Origin of the sequence: Cyanobium sp. T1G-Tous (assembly GCF_024345455.1) — a bacterium.
Classification (GTDB): domain Bacteria; phylum Cyanobacteriota; class Cyanobacteriia; order PCC-6307; family Cyanobiaceae; genus Cyanobium_A.
Genome location: NZ_JAGQBD010000007.1, coordinates 23,769 through 38,655, shown reverse-complemented (window position 1 = coordinate 38,655; position 14,887 = coordinate 23,769). Strand labels below are relative to the sequence as shown.

Here is a 14,887-nt window from a genome sequence, read left to right as displayed (position 1 = left end):
TCAATCCTCCTCGCTCAGGGCCACTAGATCTTTGAGCTGGCCCACATCAAAGCCGCCGAGCCAGTCTTCACCGGAGCCGACGATCTCAGCGGCCAGCTTTGATTTTTCCTTGATCATGCGGTCGATCTTTTCTTCCACCGAGCCGCTGGTGATGAACTTGTGCACCAGCACCCGATTTTGCTGGCCGATCCGATAGGCCCGGTCGGTGGCCTGGTTTTCCACGGCCGGGTTCCACCAGCGGTCGATGTGGAAGACGTGGCTGGCTCGGGTGAGGTTGAGGCCCACACCGCCAGCTTTGAGCGACAGCAAAAATAGCTGGGGGCCGCGGGGGTCGTCCTGGAAGCGATCGACCATCGCCTGGCGTTCGGTTTTGCTGGTGCTGCCGTAGAGGAACGGCACCTCCTGGCGCCATTTGCGCTCCAGGTGGGCCTTGAGCAGTAGCCCCCACTCGGCGAACTGGGTGAACAGCAACGCCCGGTCGCCCGCCTCGATCACCTCCTCGAGGATCTCTTCGAGCCGCTGCAACTTGGCGCTGCGGCTGCTGAAGCTGCCGTTGCCGCTGGCCAGGGCGGTCTCGGCGTTTTCCTTTAGGGCCAGAGCCGGGTGGTTGCAGATCTGCTTGAGCTTGGTGAGCAGGGCCAGCACCTGGCCGTGCTTCTGGCCCAGCGGTGCCCGGGCGATGGCATCGAGGCTCTCGTCGACTGTCTTGTTGTAGAGCTTCTTCTGCTCTGGAGCCAGGCCCACCCATTCGTTGAGCTCCACCTTCTCCGGCAGGTCGGAAATGATCGACTTGTCGGTTTTGAGGCGCCGCAGGATGAAGGGCCCCACCCGGCTTTTGAGATCCCGCAGCGACGACATGTCGCCGTAGCGCTCGATCGGCAGCCGGTAGCGCTGGCGGAAGAAGGGCTCATCGCCCAGCACCTTGGGGTTGAGGAAATCCATCAGCGCCCACAGCTCGCTGACCCGGTTTTCCACCGGCGTGCCGGTGAGGGCAATCCGGAAGCGGCTGCCCCCTTTGCCGCCGCGGCTGGGGCGGGCCAGGTCCCGGGCCGCTTGGCTTTGTTTGGCGGTGTGGTTTTTGATCGCCTGGGCTTCGTCGATCACGACCCCCTGCCAGTCGATGCTCTCGAGCAGCTCGCTGTCGCGCTGCAGCAGGCCGTAGCTGGTGAGCACCAGATCCACGCCTTTGAGGGCTTTTTTGAGGGCCTCGGGGCTGGAGGGCCGGCGCGGGCCGTAGTGCTCCCACACGCCCAGCTCGGGGGTGAAGCCGTGGGCTTCCCGCTTCCAGTTGGTGAGCACCGAGGTGGGCGCCACCAGCAGCACCGGCCGTTTGAGCTCGTCTTCGGCCTTGAGGTGCTGCAGGAAGGCCAGCAGCTGGATCGTTTTGCCCAGGCCCATGTCGTCGGCCAGGCAGGCTCCTTGGTCGAAGCGGTGCAGGAAGGCCAGCCAGCCCAGGCCCCGCTCCTGATAGGGCCGCAGCTGGCCTGAGAAGCCAGGTGGGGCGGGCAGGGGGTCGGGGGCCTTCTGCTGGTGGTATTGCTCCAGCACGGCCTGCAGCCGCGGGCCGGCATCGAAGTGGTGCACCGGCAACCGGTGGAAGGTGTCGCCTTCGCTGGCGGTGAGCCGCAGGGCGTCGTCGAGGCTCAGGCCCGGTTTGGCGCCGCTGAATTTATTGGCGTTCTTGAGATCGAGGGGCCGCAGCTCGATCCAGGCCCCCTTGTGCTGCACCAGGGGGCTGCGTTTGGTCTCCAGGCGATCCAGGTCCCGCAGGGTCAGGGTGACCCCGCCGATCATGAATTCCCATTCCCAGGTGAGCGTTTCGCCCAAGGTGAAGCCGCGCGATTTCTCAGGCAGCTCGGCGGTGATCGACAGGCCCAACCGGCTGGCCAGGCCCCCTGCGAGGCTGGCCGGCAGCACCACGCCCACGCCCACATCGCGCAGCTGGTGGGAGCCGGTGCGCACCAGTACAAACGCCTCGGCTGGCGTGAGCTGCATCGTTTCCGGGGTGGCCGAATCCAGCCCCCGCACGATCGGTTCAAACACCGTCAGGGCCCGGCCCATGCCCTCAAGCAGCAGCTCGCTCGGTTGGGGCACGGCCACTTCGCCCATCTGTAGGCCCCGATCGCCGGCGGCCCAGACGGCGGCGGCGGGCACCCGCAGGCTCGGGTCGGCTTCCGCTTGCAGCCCGAAGCGCAGCTCCCACAGCTCCTCGCCCTCGGCGGGGGTGAATAGCTCCAGGCAGGTGCGGGCTGGCTCCACCTTGCCCGCCACCCCTTCACGCCAGTGGTGGGTGGCGATGCTGAGCCGCTCTAGCTCCTCCTCGCCCAGGCTGAGGCTGCCATCGCCCTTGCCCAGGGCCTTCTGCCAGGCCGCCAGCAAGGGATCGAGCCCCTCGGTGCTGGCATTGAAGCCCACCCGCAGCTGGCCATCGAGCAGGGCTTCCAGCAGGCTGGCCACCCGCAGACGCCCGCTGCCGGGACGGCGGCAGGCGAGGGAGGGGTCGCCGCTGGGGCCGGCGGCCAGGGCGCAGGTGGCCACCTGGGGCAGGCCGCTGGCCAGGTCTTCGAGGCGGCGGCGGTCGTCTTCGCGGTTGAGCAGGGGCAGCCAGCGGGCCTTGCCCTCGGCGATCTGGGGCAGCCAGCGGCCGCGGGCGATCAGGCTCAGGGCCCAGCGCTGCAGGTGACTCCACCAGCGCAGCTCATCGGCCATCTCCGGGTGCTCACCCGCCAGGGGTACCTGGCTGAGCCATTCGCCCGCATTGGCAGCATCGAGGGCCCAACCCTCCACCTGCCAGGGCCACCATTCGAGCTGTTTGGGAATCGGTTCGCCGGCCTGCAGGGGCAGGCCGCTCCAGCTGCTGGCACTGGTGCGGCGGCCCTTGGCCGCCTGGTTGCGGCTGGGCAGGCTCAGGGTGGCCCGGGCTGGGCGCAGGGCCTCTGACCACAGCCCGTTGTCATCGAGCCAGGTGGCCAGGTCGTCTTCGTTGAGGGCCAGGGGGTGCTCAGGGGCCTCCAGCTTTGGCACGGCAGGGGTCGCCACCCGCCAGGTGTCGGCCCACAGGAATAGGCGGCCGCCCGAACCCTCGGGGGGAAACAGCCAGGTGGCGTGCAGCAGGCTCATCCCAGAATATTCAGGGCCGGCGGATCAGCACCGGTGGATCAGGGCATGGGCGTCGGCCCGGGGGCAGACAGAACGCGTTGCGATAGCAGGCGTGATCCGTGCCGCAACAGATGCAGCAGCAGAGCGGCGCCGACCAGCGGCAACCAGGCACGAACCATCCCCATCATCACAGTTGGCGCAACCTTGACCATCGCCGCTGTCAGAGATAGCTGAGATGGCCAGCTGGCGAAAGACGGCAAGCCCAGGCTGTGGATGCCGCAGACGGCTCCGACCAGGCCCGCCTGGAGGTGGCTGTCATCAGGGTCTACCCGCTGTAGATGGAACGCCAGCAGGCCATAGAAAAAGCCGCAGCCGCCAGCCCGGAGGCTTGATTCGATGCCCAAGGGCAACCCCAGGGCAAGGGCTGCCAGTCCGGCGCCAAGGGCCCAGGCAATTGAGCGCAGGCGCAGCTGGTGGCGAGATGGCGAGGAGGCGACCTGACTCACGCTGGGGCCCCTATGGGGTCGGGTCTTGGCTGGGCGATCATGCCTTGTTAAGGCCTGTTTGAGTGTCGATGAGTCAGGGACCGTTGCGGCAGCCCCAACGCACTCTCCACCTCCACGCTGGTCCTCACAAGACCGCCAGCACCTATTTGCAGGCGAGGTTGCAGCTGAATCGGCGCGGTTTGGCAGGACTAGGTCTGCGATATCCCACGCCATGGGGAGAGGATTCCCATCGCCATCTCGCTCGGGAGCTGCAAACGGGTCGATTTGAAGCCCTGGAGCAGCTCTTGGGCCGTCAACGCCCCTGGAGTGGCGATTTGCTGCTCAGCGCCGAACACTTTGTGCCCCTATTGGCTGATGCCGGCAGCCTGGCCCATTTGCAGCAAGTCAGCTCTAGGCACGGCTTCGGCCTGCATGTGATCAGTTTTGTACGGCCCCAGGCAGAACTGCTTAATTCCTTTTATGCCCATGTTTTGGGGCGGCTCTACGGCACTCCAGGTTTCGGTGCCTATGTGAAGGCCCAGCTCGGTGGTCGCCGCCTGCGTGGCCCTGCCCGGCGTCTCTGGATTCGCATTGCCCCGCTGGCCCTTGACCTGGAGCAACGCTTCGCATCCCTGCTCATGGCACCGGGTTTATGCACCAGCTTTTTGCCTTTTGCGCCCAGGCGGCAGGACCCGTTTGAGCAGCTTCTCGATGCTGTGGGTCTGCCACAGGCAGCCTGGCGTCCGGCACCTGCAGCACAAGCCAATGAACAGTTGGGTCGGCGCGGCTTGGGCCTGGCCTACCTGCTGAACGCCGAGCTTGATGCCCTGCCAATCCGCCGCAACCGGCTGATTGCGGAGCACGGGTTAAATCGTTTGACGGCCAGGATTCGCACCCTTTCGCGTCAACGAGGCTGGGTTAATGAACGCTTTAACGGTTGGCAGGGGCGCTTGCCTGTCTTGCTGGAGCAAAGCCTTGGGGCCAGCAACGTGCGTTTTGCCCAGCGGGTTTGGGCTCAGCCGTGGGACAACGTCTTTTCCCACTCTTTAATTGGTGCTACCAGGGGCTTGGTGCTGGATCAGGAGCTGCAGGAGGAGGCAAAATGTTTGTTCAGCAGTTATCGATGTCGACTGCCCCAGGCGCTGCGCTGAGCGATCATGCCCTGCTCAGGGTTGTATTGCTTCGCCATGGCCGTCACAGCACATACCGGTCGTCCTCGCACCGGTGCTGAGATCCGCGCCGCTTTCCTCGATTTTTACGAGCAGCGGGGCCACAAAGCGATGGCGAGCGCTTCGCTGATCCCGGACGACCCGACGGTGCTGCTCACGATCGCCGGCATGCTGCCGTTCAAGCCGGTGTTTCTTGGCCAGGCGCCGCCGCCGGCGCCTAGGGCCACTAGCTCCCAGAAGTGCATCCGCACCAACGACATCGAAAACGTGGGCCGCACGGCGCGGCATCACACGTTCTTCGAGATGCTCGGCAACTTCTCCTTCGGCGACTACTTCAAGGAGCAGGCGATCCAGTGGGCCTGGGAGCTGAGCACCGGGGTGTTCGGCCTCTCGCCCAACAACCTGGTGGTGAGTGTGTTCCGCGAAGACGATGAGGCCGGCGCGATCTGGCGCGATGTGGTGGGGGTGAACCCCAAGCGGATCATCCGCATGGATGAGGCCGACAATTTCTGGGCTTCAGGCCCCACCGGTCCCTGCGGCCCCTGCTCGGAGATCTACTACGACTTCAAGCCCGAACTCGGCGACGACGGCATCGACCTGGAAGACGACTCGCGCTTCATCGAGTTCTACAACCTGGTGTTTATGCAGTACAACCGCGACGCAGGCGGCACCCTCACGCCGCTGGCCAACCGCAACATCGATACGGGCTTGGGCCTCGAGCGCATGGCCCAGATCCTGCAGGCGGTGCCCAACAACTACGAAACCGATCTGATCTTCCCGCTGATTGAAACGGCGGCGCAGCTGGCTGGGGTCGACTACCGCGGCCTCGACGCCAAGGGCCAGACATCGCTCAAGGTGATCGGCGACCACAGCCGCGCCATCACCCAGCTGATCTGCGATGGCGTCACGGCCAGCAATCTGGGCCGTGGCTACATCCTCAGGCGCCTCCTGCGCCGCGTCGTGCGCCACGGCCGGCTCCTTGGCATCGACAAGCCTTTCCTGACGGCGATGGGTGAGGCGTCGATCGCCTTGATGCAGGCCGCCTACCCCCAGCTGCTGGAGCGCCGTGAGGTGATCCTGGCCGAGCTGGAGCGCGAGGAGGCCCGCTTCCTGGAAACCCTGGAGCGGGGCGAGAAGCTGCTGGCTGAGGTGCTGGCAGCCAAGCCAACCCAGATCAGCGGCGAGCAGGCCTTCGAGCTCTACGACACCTACGGCTTCCCGCTGGAGCTCACCGAGGAGATCGCTGAGGAGCAGGGGCTCACGGTGGACCTGGCCGGCTTTGAGGTGGCGATGGAGTCCCAGCGCCAGCGGGCCAAGGCCGCGGCGGTGAGCATCGACCTCACCCTGCAGGGCGCTATTGATCAGGTGACAGCCGCTGCGGCCGCCACCGCGTTCAAGGGCTACGAGGCGCTCGAACACCCCAGCTGCGTGCTGGCCCTAGTGGTGAACGGTAAGCCGGCGGAGCGCGCCAGCGCCGGCGACACGGTGCAGCTGGTGCTCGACACCACGCCCTTCTATGGCGAAGGCGGCGGTCAGATCGGCGACCGCGGTGTGCTCTCCGGCGATGGCGTGATCGTGGCGATCGAGGCGGTGAGTCGCAACCGCAGCGTGTTTGTGCACAGCGGCCGCATCGAGCGCGGCAGCCTGGCGGTGGGTGATCTGCTGAATGCCCAGGTGGACCGGGCCTGCCGCCGCCGCGCCCAGGCGAATCACACGGCCACCCACCTGCTGCAGGCGGCTCTTAAGCAGGTGGTGGATCCCGGCATCGGCCAGGCTGGTTCGCTGGTGACCTTTGATCGGCTGCGTTTCGATTTCCACTGTCCCCGGGCCGTGACACCGGCGGAGCTGGAGCAGATCGAGGCCCTGATCAACGGCTGGATCAGCGATGCCCACACCCTTCAAGTGCAGGAGATGGCGATCGAGCAGGCCAAGGCCGCCGGTGCGGTGGCGATGTTTGGCGAGAAGTACGCCGATGTGGTGCGGGTGGTGGATGTGCCAGGCGTCTCGATGGAGCTCTGCGGCGGCACCCACGTGGCCAACACCGCCGAGATCGGCCTCTTCAAGATCGTGAGCGAGGGCGGCGTGGCTGCCGGCATCCGCCGCATCGAGGCGGTGGCAGGCCCGGCGGTGCTGGCCTATCTCAATGAGCGCGATGCGGTGGTGAAGCAGCTGGGCGAGCGCTTCAAGGCCCAGCCCGGCGAGATCGTTGAGCGTGTGGCGGCACTGGCCGACGAGCTGAAGGCCAGCGGTAAGGCCCTGGCGGCGGCCCGCGGCGAGTTGGCGCTGGCCAAGGCTTCAGCGCTGGCGGGCCAGGCCAAGGCTTTTGGCGAGTTCCAGCTGCTGGTGGCCCGCCTGGATGGTGTCGAGGGGGCTGGCCTGCAGAGCGCGGCCCAGGGCCTGGCTGATCAGCTCGGCGCTGGCGCCGCCGTGGTGCTGGGTGGTCTGCCGGATCCGGCCGATCTGGCCAAGGTGATTCTGGTGGCGGCCTTTGGCCAGGCGGTGATCGCGGCCGGCCCCAAGGCTGGTGCCTTCATCGGCGCGGTGGCCAAGGCCTGCGGCGGTGGCGGCGGCGGCCGGCCCAATTTGGCCCAAGCGGGCGGGCGCGATGGGGCGGCGCTGGATGGGGCCCTGGAGCAGGCCCAGGCCCAGCTCGTGGCGGAGCTGGGTTGAGCCTGACTCAGCCAAGCTGTTGCCAGAAATCACCGAGGCTCCATGGCTTGGAATCTGCTCCGGTTGTTGCCGCTGCTGTTGCCCTTGCTTCCCGCGGCTGGGTTGGCCCAGTCCCAGGTGCAGCTTGCTTGCACGGGCACCCTGGTTGAGGCTCGCGGCAGCGCTGAGCTGAAGCGACCCACCCAGCGCCTGCGTTTTTCCCTGACCCTGGAAGCGGAGGAGCCCAGCACCGATGCGGCTCTGGCCCGCCTGCAGCGACGCCTGGCCGAGGTGCGCACCAGGCTCAAAAGCCTGCAGGTGGTTGATCTGGAGGTCACCTCCCCTTCCACCTGGCAGCGGCCCGCTAGCCGTGACAAAGCTGGGGCGGTGCAGGCCAGCCTGCAGGTGTCTGGCCAGCTGGCGCCTGCCCAGCTGCAGCCACTGGTGCGTCAGGTGGGCGGGCTGCCGGGGGTTCGCCTGTCGCCCGTGGCCACCGAGGCGGATGCGGCGGGTGATCGGGCCGCCAGGCGGCAGTTGTTGAGAGCCGCCTACCAGGACGCCTTGCAGCAGGCCCAGGACGTGGCTGCTGCGATCGGCCTGCGGGGACTGCAGCCCCTGGAGGTGCAGCTTGAAGGTGGGGGCAGGCCAGTGGCCATGCGGGCGCTGGCCATGGCTGATGCGGCAGTTCCACCCTTTGACCCCGCTGAGCTGCCCGGTCCGATGGAGCGCCTCAGCCTGCAGGTGCGTTTCTGCGCCCGTTGAGGTGCACTAACGATTCAATTGGGGTCAAACCTGGATATTGGCTCCATTGTGGAGCCCTCAGGCCTCCTCTCTCCCCTACGGCGTGGCGCCATTTGAAGCTTTCAACCTGTTTTTGATGCTGGCGATGGGCCACTTTGTGGCTGATTTCGCCCTGCAAGGTGATCGCATGGCCGTTGAAAAGTGCCCTGGCCAGGGGGTGGTGTTGGGCTGGGGCTGGTGGTTGGTTGCCCATGCCGGCATCCATGGCTTTTTTGTGGCCTGGATTACGGGCGTGCCCCTGCTTGGCTTGGCGGAGTGGTTGCTCCATGGCCTGATTGATCTGGGTAAGTGCCGCCGCTCCTACGGCATGGGCATGGATCAAGGTCTGCACCTGCTTTGCAAGTTGGTTTGGACCTTGGTGGCTGTGAGTTGTTTCCCCGCCTCTGGGCTGACGCTCTAGCCCAGTTTCCATAGGCTTGGCTCACGACCGCGCTCTGGGCATGGCTACGAAAAGTGCTGAGCAGTTGGTCGACCAGACCCTGGTGGAGGTGCTGGATATCGCCACCGCCCTTAGCAGCGCCAGCGATCTGCGCACCCTGCTGCACCTGATCCTCAGCAAGTGCCGCCAGCTCACCAACAGCGATGCCGGCAGCATCTTCCTGGTGGAGCGCCCCGATCCTCGCCAGCAGCCTGAGGCCAGTGATCAGCTGTGGTTTGCGGTGTCCCAGAACGCCACCATCGAGGCCCGCAGCGGTGGCGCCATGGAGGCCCAAGTGCTCGACATTCGCTTCCCGTTGTCGCCGGAGCGGCTGGTGGGCTGGAGTGCCCTGTCGGGGGAGGTGCTCAATATTCCGGATGTCTATCAGCTCGATCCTGGGCTGCCCTACCGCTTCGACCGCGGCATGGACCAGAAGCTCGACTACCGGGCCGTGTCGATGCTGACGGTGCCCATGCGCTCCACCAACGGCGAGATCGTTGGGGTAGTGCAGCTGATCAACCGCAAGCACGATGCGGCCACCTTGATCACCCCAGAGACAGCCCATGGCCAAACCCGACCCTTTGATGCCTTCGACCAGACCCTGATCGAGGCCCTGGCCAGCCAGGCGGCCGTTTGTGTGGAGCGCACCCGACTGCTGCAGAGCCAGGAGCAGCTGATCGACGCAATCATCGCCCTGCTGGCCGGTGCGATTGACGCCAAGAGCCCCTACACCGGTGGCCACTGTGAGCGCGTGCCGGAGCTGGCGCTGCTGCTGGCCGAAGCGGCCAATGGGGTGCAGCAGGGCCCCCTAGCCGACTTCCACCTGGAGGGTGAGGAGGCCTGGCGGGAATTTCGCATCGGCGCCTGGTTGCACGACTGCGGCAAGGTCACTACTCCGGAATACGTGGTTGATAAGGCCACCAAGCTCGAAACCAACTACAACCGCATCCACGAGGTGCGCACCCGCTTTGAGGTGCTGTTGCGCGACGCCCGCATCGCCCAGCTCGAGGGCCAGTTGGCCGGCGGGGATGCCACCGCACTGCAGCAGAGCTACGACGCCACGGTCGCCGCGCTGCAGGAGGAATTTCACTTCGTGGCCGAGAGCAACGAGGGGGGCGAATTTTTTGGGCCGGAGCAGGTGGAGCGTCTGCAGCAGATCGCCCAGCGCAGCTGGCAGCGCCATTTCGACGACAGCCTGGGACTGTCCTGGGAGGAGCGGGCCCGGCGCTGCCCCGCTGGCACCGAGCCCGAGGTGCTGCCGGTGAGCGAGCCGCTGCTGGCAGATAAGGCCTGGCACGTGATTCCCCGCTCGCCCCAGCTGCTTCCCGATCCCCGCTATGGCTTCCAGATGGAGGTGCCGGAGCATCTCTACAACCTGGGCGAACTCCACAACCTGGCGATCTCACGGGGAACTCTCACCGCCGAGGAGCGCTACAAGATCAACGATCACATCGTGCAGACGATTGTGATGCTGGAAAACCTGCCCTTTCCCCGCAATCTCTCGCGGGTGGCGGAATACGCCGGCACCCACCACGAAACCCTCGATGGCAAGGGTTATCCGCGCCGGCTCACGGCGGCCGAGCTCTCTGTGCCCTCGCGGATCATGGCCATCGCCGACATCTTTGAAGCCCTTACCGCCGCTGATCGGCCCTACAAGAAGGGCAAGCCCCTGTCGTCGTGCATCGACATCCTGGCTGGCTTCCGCGACCGCAACCATATCGATCCCGACCTGTTTGAGCTGTTGCTTCGCTCGGGCCTCTACCGCACCTATGCCGAGCGCTACCTGCGCCCCGAGCAGATCAACGAGGTTGATATTGAAAAATATCTGCAGAAAATTTAGTTCTGCAGATAGGTGGTCTGACGCAGGCTCGTTTCCAGGTGGGCCATCAGCCGGCGGGCGTCGCTGATGCCCAGTGAGCCTTTGCCGATGGCTGCCTCGCTGGCCACCCGCAGCCGCTCCAGCAGCAGCTCCGGGTTGTGCTCCATCACCTCCAGCACCTCGGCATTGGTGTCGCCGCGCACCACGTGATCTAGCTGGTAGCCGCCGCTGGCCTTGAGGCGGATGTGCACGGCGTTGGTGCTGCCAAACAGGTTGTGCAGGTTGCCCATCACCTCCTGGTAGGCGCCACCGAGGAACATGCCGATCCAGTAGGGCTCCCCTGGACGCAACGTGTGCAGCTCCAGCAGGGGTTTCACCTGGCCCCGCCCCGTGTGCCCGGCCGGATCGATGAAGCGGGCGATTTTGCCGTCGGAATCGCACGTGAGGTCGGCGAAGCTGCCCAGGGCTTCTGGTTTTTCGTCGAGGCGGTGGATCGGCAGCACCGGAAACAGCTGATCGATCGCCCAGGTGTCGGGGGCCGAGCGAAACACCGAGAGGTTGGCGTAGTAGGTGGAGGCCAGGGCTGCCGGCAGGGCCCGTAGCTCCTCGGGGATCACCGTGGCCGCGGGCAGCCCTTTGAGCCGTTCTGCGATGGCTTGGCAGCAAGCCCAGGTGAGCTGCTCGGCCAGGCCCCGCTCCGGCAGGCTCAGGTAGCCGAGGCGGAAGGCGGCCAAGGCGTCGTGCTTGAACTTGAGGGCGTCGTTCCAGGCCTCCTGCAGGGCTTCCACGCTGGCCTCAGGCGCTGTGATGGCGGCGTAGGTGTCGCGCAGGTTGCGCAGGATTAGGGCTTCGCCCTCTTGGGGTGTGGGCACGGCACCGGGCAGGCTGCCGGCGCCGAGCACGTCGAACACCAGCACCGAGAAATGGCTCGCCAAGGCCCGGCCGCTTTCGCTCACCAGGGTGGGCACGGGGATGCCGTGGGGTTCGCAGCACTCCTTCACCGTGGCCACCACGTCGTTGGCGTAGTTCTGCAGCGAGTAGTTGGTGGAGGCGGCGCTGGCGGTGCGGCTGCCGTCGTAGTCGATGCCCAGGCCGCCGCCCACATCCAGGTAGCCCATCGGCGCCCCCAACTTGGTGAGCTCTCCGTAGATCTGGCCGGCCTCCTGCAGGGCGTCCTTGAGCACGGCGATGTCATTGATCTGGCTGCCTACGTGGAAGTGCAGCAGGCGCAGCTCGCCCAGCAGATCGGCAGCCCTTAGAGCCTCCACCGTGGCCAGCAGGTCGGGGATGCCCAAGCCAAATTTGGCCCGCTCCCCCACCGAACTGCCCCAGCGGCCGGTGCTGCGGGCCGAGAGCTTGGCGCGGATGCCGATCAGGGGCGCCGCACCCAGCTCGCGGCTGGCGCTGATGATCCGCTCCACCTCATCGGCCTGCTCGATCACCACCACCGGTTGGCGCCCCAGGCGCCTGGCCAGGATCGCGGTCTCGATGTAGCGCTGATCCTTGTAGCCGTTGCAGATCAGCAAGGCCTCGGGGTCGTCGATCAGCGACAGGGCAATAAGTAGCTCCGCCTTGCTGCCGGCTTCCAATCCGAAGTGCCAGCGCCGGCCGCTGCTCACCAGTTCCTCCACCACGTGGCGCTGCTGGTTGCACTTCACCGGAAACACCCCCTGGTAACGGCCGGCGTAGCCGTACTGGGCGATGGCCCGCTCGAAGGCGCCGTGCAGGCGTTCGAGCCGGTCTTCGAGGATGTCGTCGAAGCGAATCAGCAGGGGCAGGCTGAGGTCGCGGCCCTGCAGCTCCTGCACCAGCTCCATCAGGTCGAGGGAGCCGCCCCGGTCGCCCCGGGGCTGCACCATCACGTGGCCGCGATCGCTCACGGAGAAATAGGGGTCGCCCCAGCGATCCAGCCCGTAGAGGGCGGCGCCGGCGGCGGCTGTCCAGGTGTCGCTGTTCGACGCGCTCACGGCAGGGGGCTGGTGGGGGGCGGTGATCACGGCACCACTGTGCTTGCCAATGGGCAGGGCCGCCGCGGACGATGGGCCGGATTGACTTCTCCTCCATGGCCGCCGAACGCTCTTTCATTGCCATCAAGCCCGACGGCGTTCAGCGCGGTCTGGTCGGCGAAATCCTCGGCCGCTTCGAGCGCAAGGGCTTCAAGCTGGTGGGCCTTAAGCAGCTCACCCCCAGCCGCGAGCTGGCTGAAAGTCACTACGGCGTGCACAGCGAGCGCCCCTTCTTCGCCGGCCTGGTGGACTTCATCACCTCCGGCCCAGTGGTGGCGATGGTGTGGGAAGGCGACGGCGTCATCGCCAGCGCCCGCAAGCTCATTGGCGCCACCAAGCCCCTCGAGGCCGAGCCCGGCACGATCCGCGGCGACCTGGCCGTCAACATCGGTCGCAACGTGATCCACGGTTCCGATGCCCCCGAAACCGCTGAATTCGAAATTGGCCTGTGGTTCCAGCCTTCCGAGCTGAGCGATTGGAGCCCCGCCGATCAGGTGTGGCGCGTCGAGGGCTGATCAGTTCCGCTCAAATCGCCGCCAGCTGAAGTTATTCAGCTGGTCCTGTTTTGCCGTTCCTAGGTCGCCAAGGATCGCTCCCGCCACCAATTCAGCGGTGATCGCTGCCAGCAGCACGCCGTTGCGGTGGTGCCCCGCGGCCAGCCACAGGCCGGGGATGGGGCTGGTTCCAAGCAGGGGTGCTTCGTCTGGGGTGTGGGGCCGAAAGCCCCACCAGCGCTCCATCGGCGGCCAGGCGCTCGCCTCCGGCAGCAGGCTGGCTAGCCCCTCCTGCAGCTGGCGCTGGCCAGCGGGGGTGAGCCCCTCGCTGAAGCCGGCCTCGGCTTCGCTGGTGGCCCCCACCACCAGCAGACCGTCTTGCCGCGGCACCAGGTAGGTGCCGGGCCCAAAAATCACCCGCCCCAAGGCCTGCCGCGGCCCCTGCAGCGACAGCATCTGGCCCTTCACAGGAGCGATCGGCAGCTGGGGCAGTAGCTGGGCGCTCCAGGCACCGCAGGCCAGCACCGCCCGCTCAGCGGTGAGATGGTGCTCCTCCCCTTCGGCGCTGCGTAGACGCACCCCGCTAAGGGCGCCGGTCGGGCCGCAGACCAGTTCCAGCACCTGGCTGCCCTCCTGAAAGGTCACCCCCAGTTCCACGCAGGCCCGCTCCAGGGCGCGCATCAGCCGGCGGCGGTTGTCGATCTGGCCGTCCTGTTCAAACAGCAGGCCGGTCTGCCAGCGCTCGCCGATGCCCGGTATCTCTTGCTCCAGGCCGCGGCGATCGAGCCCCTGGCCGAAGGCGGCGGTGGGATAGGCATCACGCTCCGCCGAGGTGGCGAAGGGCACGACGATGCCGCAGGGCCGTAGACCGCAGCTCAGGCCGCTGTCGGCTTCGATCTGGGCCACCCAGGAGGGGATGAGCTGCAGGCTGGCCTGCCCCAGGGCGAGTAGGTCGCCGTTGAGCCCCTCGGCGTGGGGCGCCAACATGCCGGCGGCTACGAATCCTGCTGCCTCGCTGCGGCGCCGGCTCAACACCCGCACTGCTTCGCCGCGGCGGGCGAGCTGGTGGGCCATGGCCAGGCCCATCAGGCCGCCTCCCAGCACCGTGATGGCTGGCCCCTTGGCTGCAGTCATGGCTGGGCAGGCGCCGCTGGCTCCAGCCCCAGCACCGTGGCTCCGCAGGAGCGCAGGGCAGCGTCGGCGGTGAGTAGCAGCAGTGGTTCTTGGCGGCTTTGCACGAGCAGCAGCTGGTCGAACAGGTCGCTGGGGGTGGCGCTGCAATCCAGCTCGGCCAGGGCTAGCAGGTGCTCATTGCGCAGGGGCAGCCAATGGAAATGCTGACGGGTCACCTCCTGCTCCAGGCGAGCCAGGTCCAGCTGCACCCGCCCTTGTCGTTGCTTGAGGGCCAGTTCCCAGAGGCTCACCTGGCTCACGAACACCTCTGCTCCCGGCGCCTGCACGGCCGCGATGGCCCAGGCCGGCAGACGCGGGTCGTCGGCTAGCCACCAGAGCAGCACCTGGGTGTCGAGCAGCAGGCGTTTCATTGCAGCGGTGCGTCGAAGTTGGCGGCGATGGCAATGGCGTGGCGCATGGCGCCCGGTGCGTGGGCGGCGCTGGGGGTTGGCACCCAGGCGCTGAGGCGGGCTACCGGTTTGCCTGCTCTAGCGATCCATATCTCCTCGCCCTGCTCCACCTGGAGCAGCAGGCGTGAGAGCTGGGTTTTGGCCTCATGCACATTCACCAGCTGGGGCTGGTTGCTTGGTGTTGGCTCAGTGGGGAATGGCGGGAAGGCCACGGCTGCAAAAACCTCTGGACTTAGTTTTAGCTTAGCTAACCAACTCAAATTACTGTCCGCCCGGGAGCCCCAGTCCCCAGTCCCCCAGTCCCCTAGTCCCCTAGTCCCTGTTAAGCCGGCGTCCAGTGCCTCCCCATAGGATCAGCTGAGGC

At 66.6% G+C, this 14,887-nt stretch carries 12 protein-coding genes; 6 read left to right on the top strand and 6 right to left on the bottom strand.

What is annotated here, in order from left to right:
- Together KBY75_RS06045 and KBY75_RS06040 are read right to left on the bottom strand one after the other, a co-directional pair.
- On the bottom strand, positions 1 to 3,120 hold the full coding sequence (locus KBY75_RS06045) for a DEAD/DEAH box helicase (protein ID WP_255023332.1): 3,120 nt from the start codon (positions 3,118 to 3,120) through the stop codon (positions 1 to 3).
- Between the two features lie 38 nt (positions 3,121 to 3,158).
- Complete coding sequence (locus KBY75_RS06040) at positions 3,159 to 3,605, bottom strand: hypothetical protein (protein ID WP_255023331.1); 447 nt, start codon at positions 3,603 to 3,605, stop codon at positions 3,159 to 3,161.
- Between the two features lie 68 nt (positions 3,606 to 3,673).
- On the opposite strand from KBY75_RS06040, the gene KBY75_RS06035 reads away from it, so the two are divergent.
- The 5 genes from KBY75_RS06035 (at position 3,674) to KBY75_RS06015 (ending at position 10,461) form a co-directional block, all read left to right on the top strand.
- Complete coding sequence (locus tag KBY75_RS06035) at positions 3,674 to 4,735, top strand: hypothetical protein (protein WP_255023330.1); 1,062 nt, start codon at positions 3,674 to 3,676, stop codon at positions 4,733 to 4,735.
- 36 nt (positions 4,736 to 4,771) lie between these two features.
- Complete coding sequence (gene alaS, locus KBY75_RS06030; RefSeq protein ID WP_255023329.1) at positions 4,772 to 7,423, top strand: alanine--tRNA ligase; 2,652 nt, start codon at positions 4,772 to 4,774, stop codon at positions 7,421 to 7,423.
- A gap of 42 nt (positions 7,424 to 7,465) precedes the next feature.
- Positions 7,466 to 8,164 carry an SIMPL domain-containing protein gene (locus KBY75_RS06025; RefSeq protein ID WP_254935455.1) on the top strand — a complete coding sequence of 233 codons (699 nt, stop codon included), beginning with the start codon at positions 7,466 to 7,468 and terminating at the stop codon, positions 8,162 to 8,164.
- Positions 8,165 to 8,246: 82 nt separating this feature from the next.
- Positions 8,247 to 8,603, top strand: a complete 357-nt coding sequence (locus KBY75_RS06020) for a DUF3307 domain-containing protein (RefSeq protein WP_315858391.1) — start codon at positions 8,247 to 8,249, stop codon at positions 8,601 to 8,603.
- Between the two features lie 16 nt (positions 8,604 to 8,619).
- Complete coding sequence (locus tag KBY75_RS06015; RefSeq protein ID WP_255023328.1) at positions 8,620 to 10,461, top strand: HD family phosphohydrolase; 1,842 nt, start codon at positions 8,620 to 8,622, stop codon at positions 10,459 to 10,461.
- Here the strand turns inward: KBY75_RS06015 and speA are convergent.
- Positions 10,458 to 12,407, bottom strand: coding sequence for a biosynthetic arginine decarboxylase (speA, locus tag KBY75_RS06010; protein ID WP_255023366.1), 1,950 nt, complete (start codon positions 12,405 to 12,407; stop codon positions 10,458 to 10,460). The two genes, KBY75_RS06015 and speA, sit on opposite strands and share 4 nt — an antisense overlap.
- A gap of 95 nt (positions 12,408 to 12,502) precedes the next feature.
- Between speA and ndk the strand changes: the two genes are divergently transcribed.
- Positions 12,503 to 12,961 (top strand): nucleoside-diphosphate kinase, encoded by a 459-nt coding sequence (gene ndk / locus KBY75_RS06005; RefSeq protein ID WP_255023327.1) that lies wholly within the window; start codon positions 12,503 to 12,505, stop codon positions 12,959 to 12,961.
- On the opposite strand, the gene KBY75_RS06000 is transcribed toward ndk, so the two are convergent.
- The 3 genes from KBY75_RS06000 to KBY75_RS05990 are packed head-to-tail and all read right to left on the bottom strand — an operon-like array spanning position 12,962 to position 14,735.
- A complete protein-coding gene (locus KBY75_RS06000; protein WP_255023326.1) occupies positions 12,962 to 14,074 on the bottom strand; it encodes an FAD-binding oxidoreductase in 1,113 nt (370 codons plus the stop codon). It abuts the gene before it with no gap.
- Complete coding sequence (locus KBY75_RS05995) at positions 14,071 to 14,484, bottom strand: type II toxin-antitoxin system VapC family toxin (protein ID WP_254935459.1); 414 nt, start codon at positions 14,482 to 14,484, stop codon at positions 14,071 to 14,073. The genes KBY75_RS06000 and KBY75_RS05995 overlap by 4 nt, the downstream gene beginning before the upstream one ends.
- On the bottom strand, positions 14,481 to 14,735 hold the full coding sequence (locus tag KBY75_RS05990; RefSeq protein ID WP_254935460.1) for a type II toxin-antitoxin system Phd/YefM family antitoxin: 255 nt from the start codon (positions 14,733 to 14,735) through the stop codon (positions 14,481 to 14,483). Before KBY75_RS05990 ends, KBY75_RS05995 begins: the two co-directional genes overlap by 4 nt.
- Positions 14,736 to 14,887 lie beyond the last annotated feature (152 nt).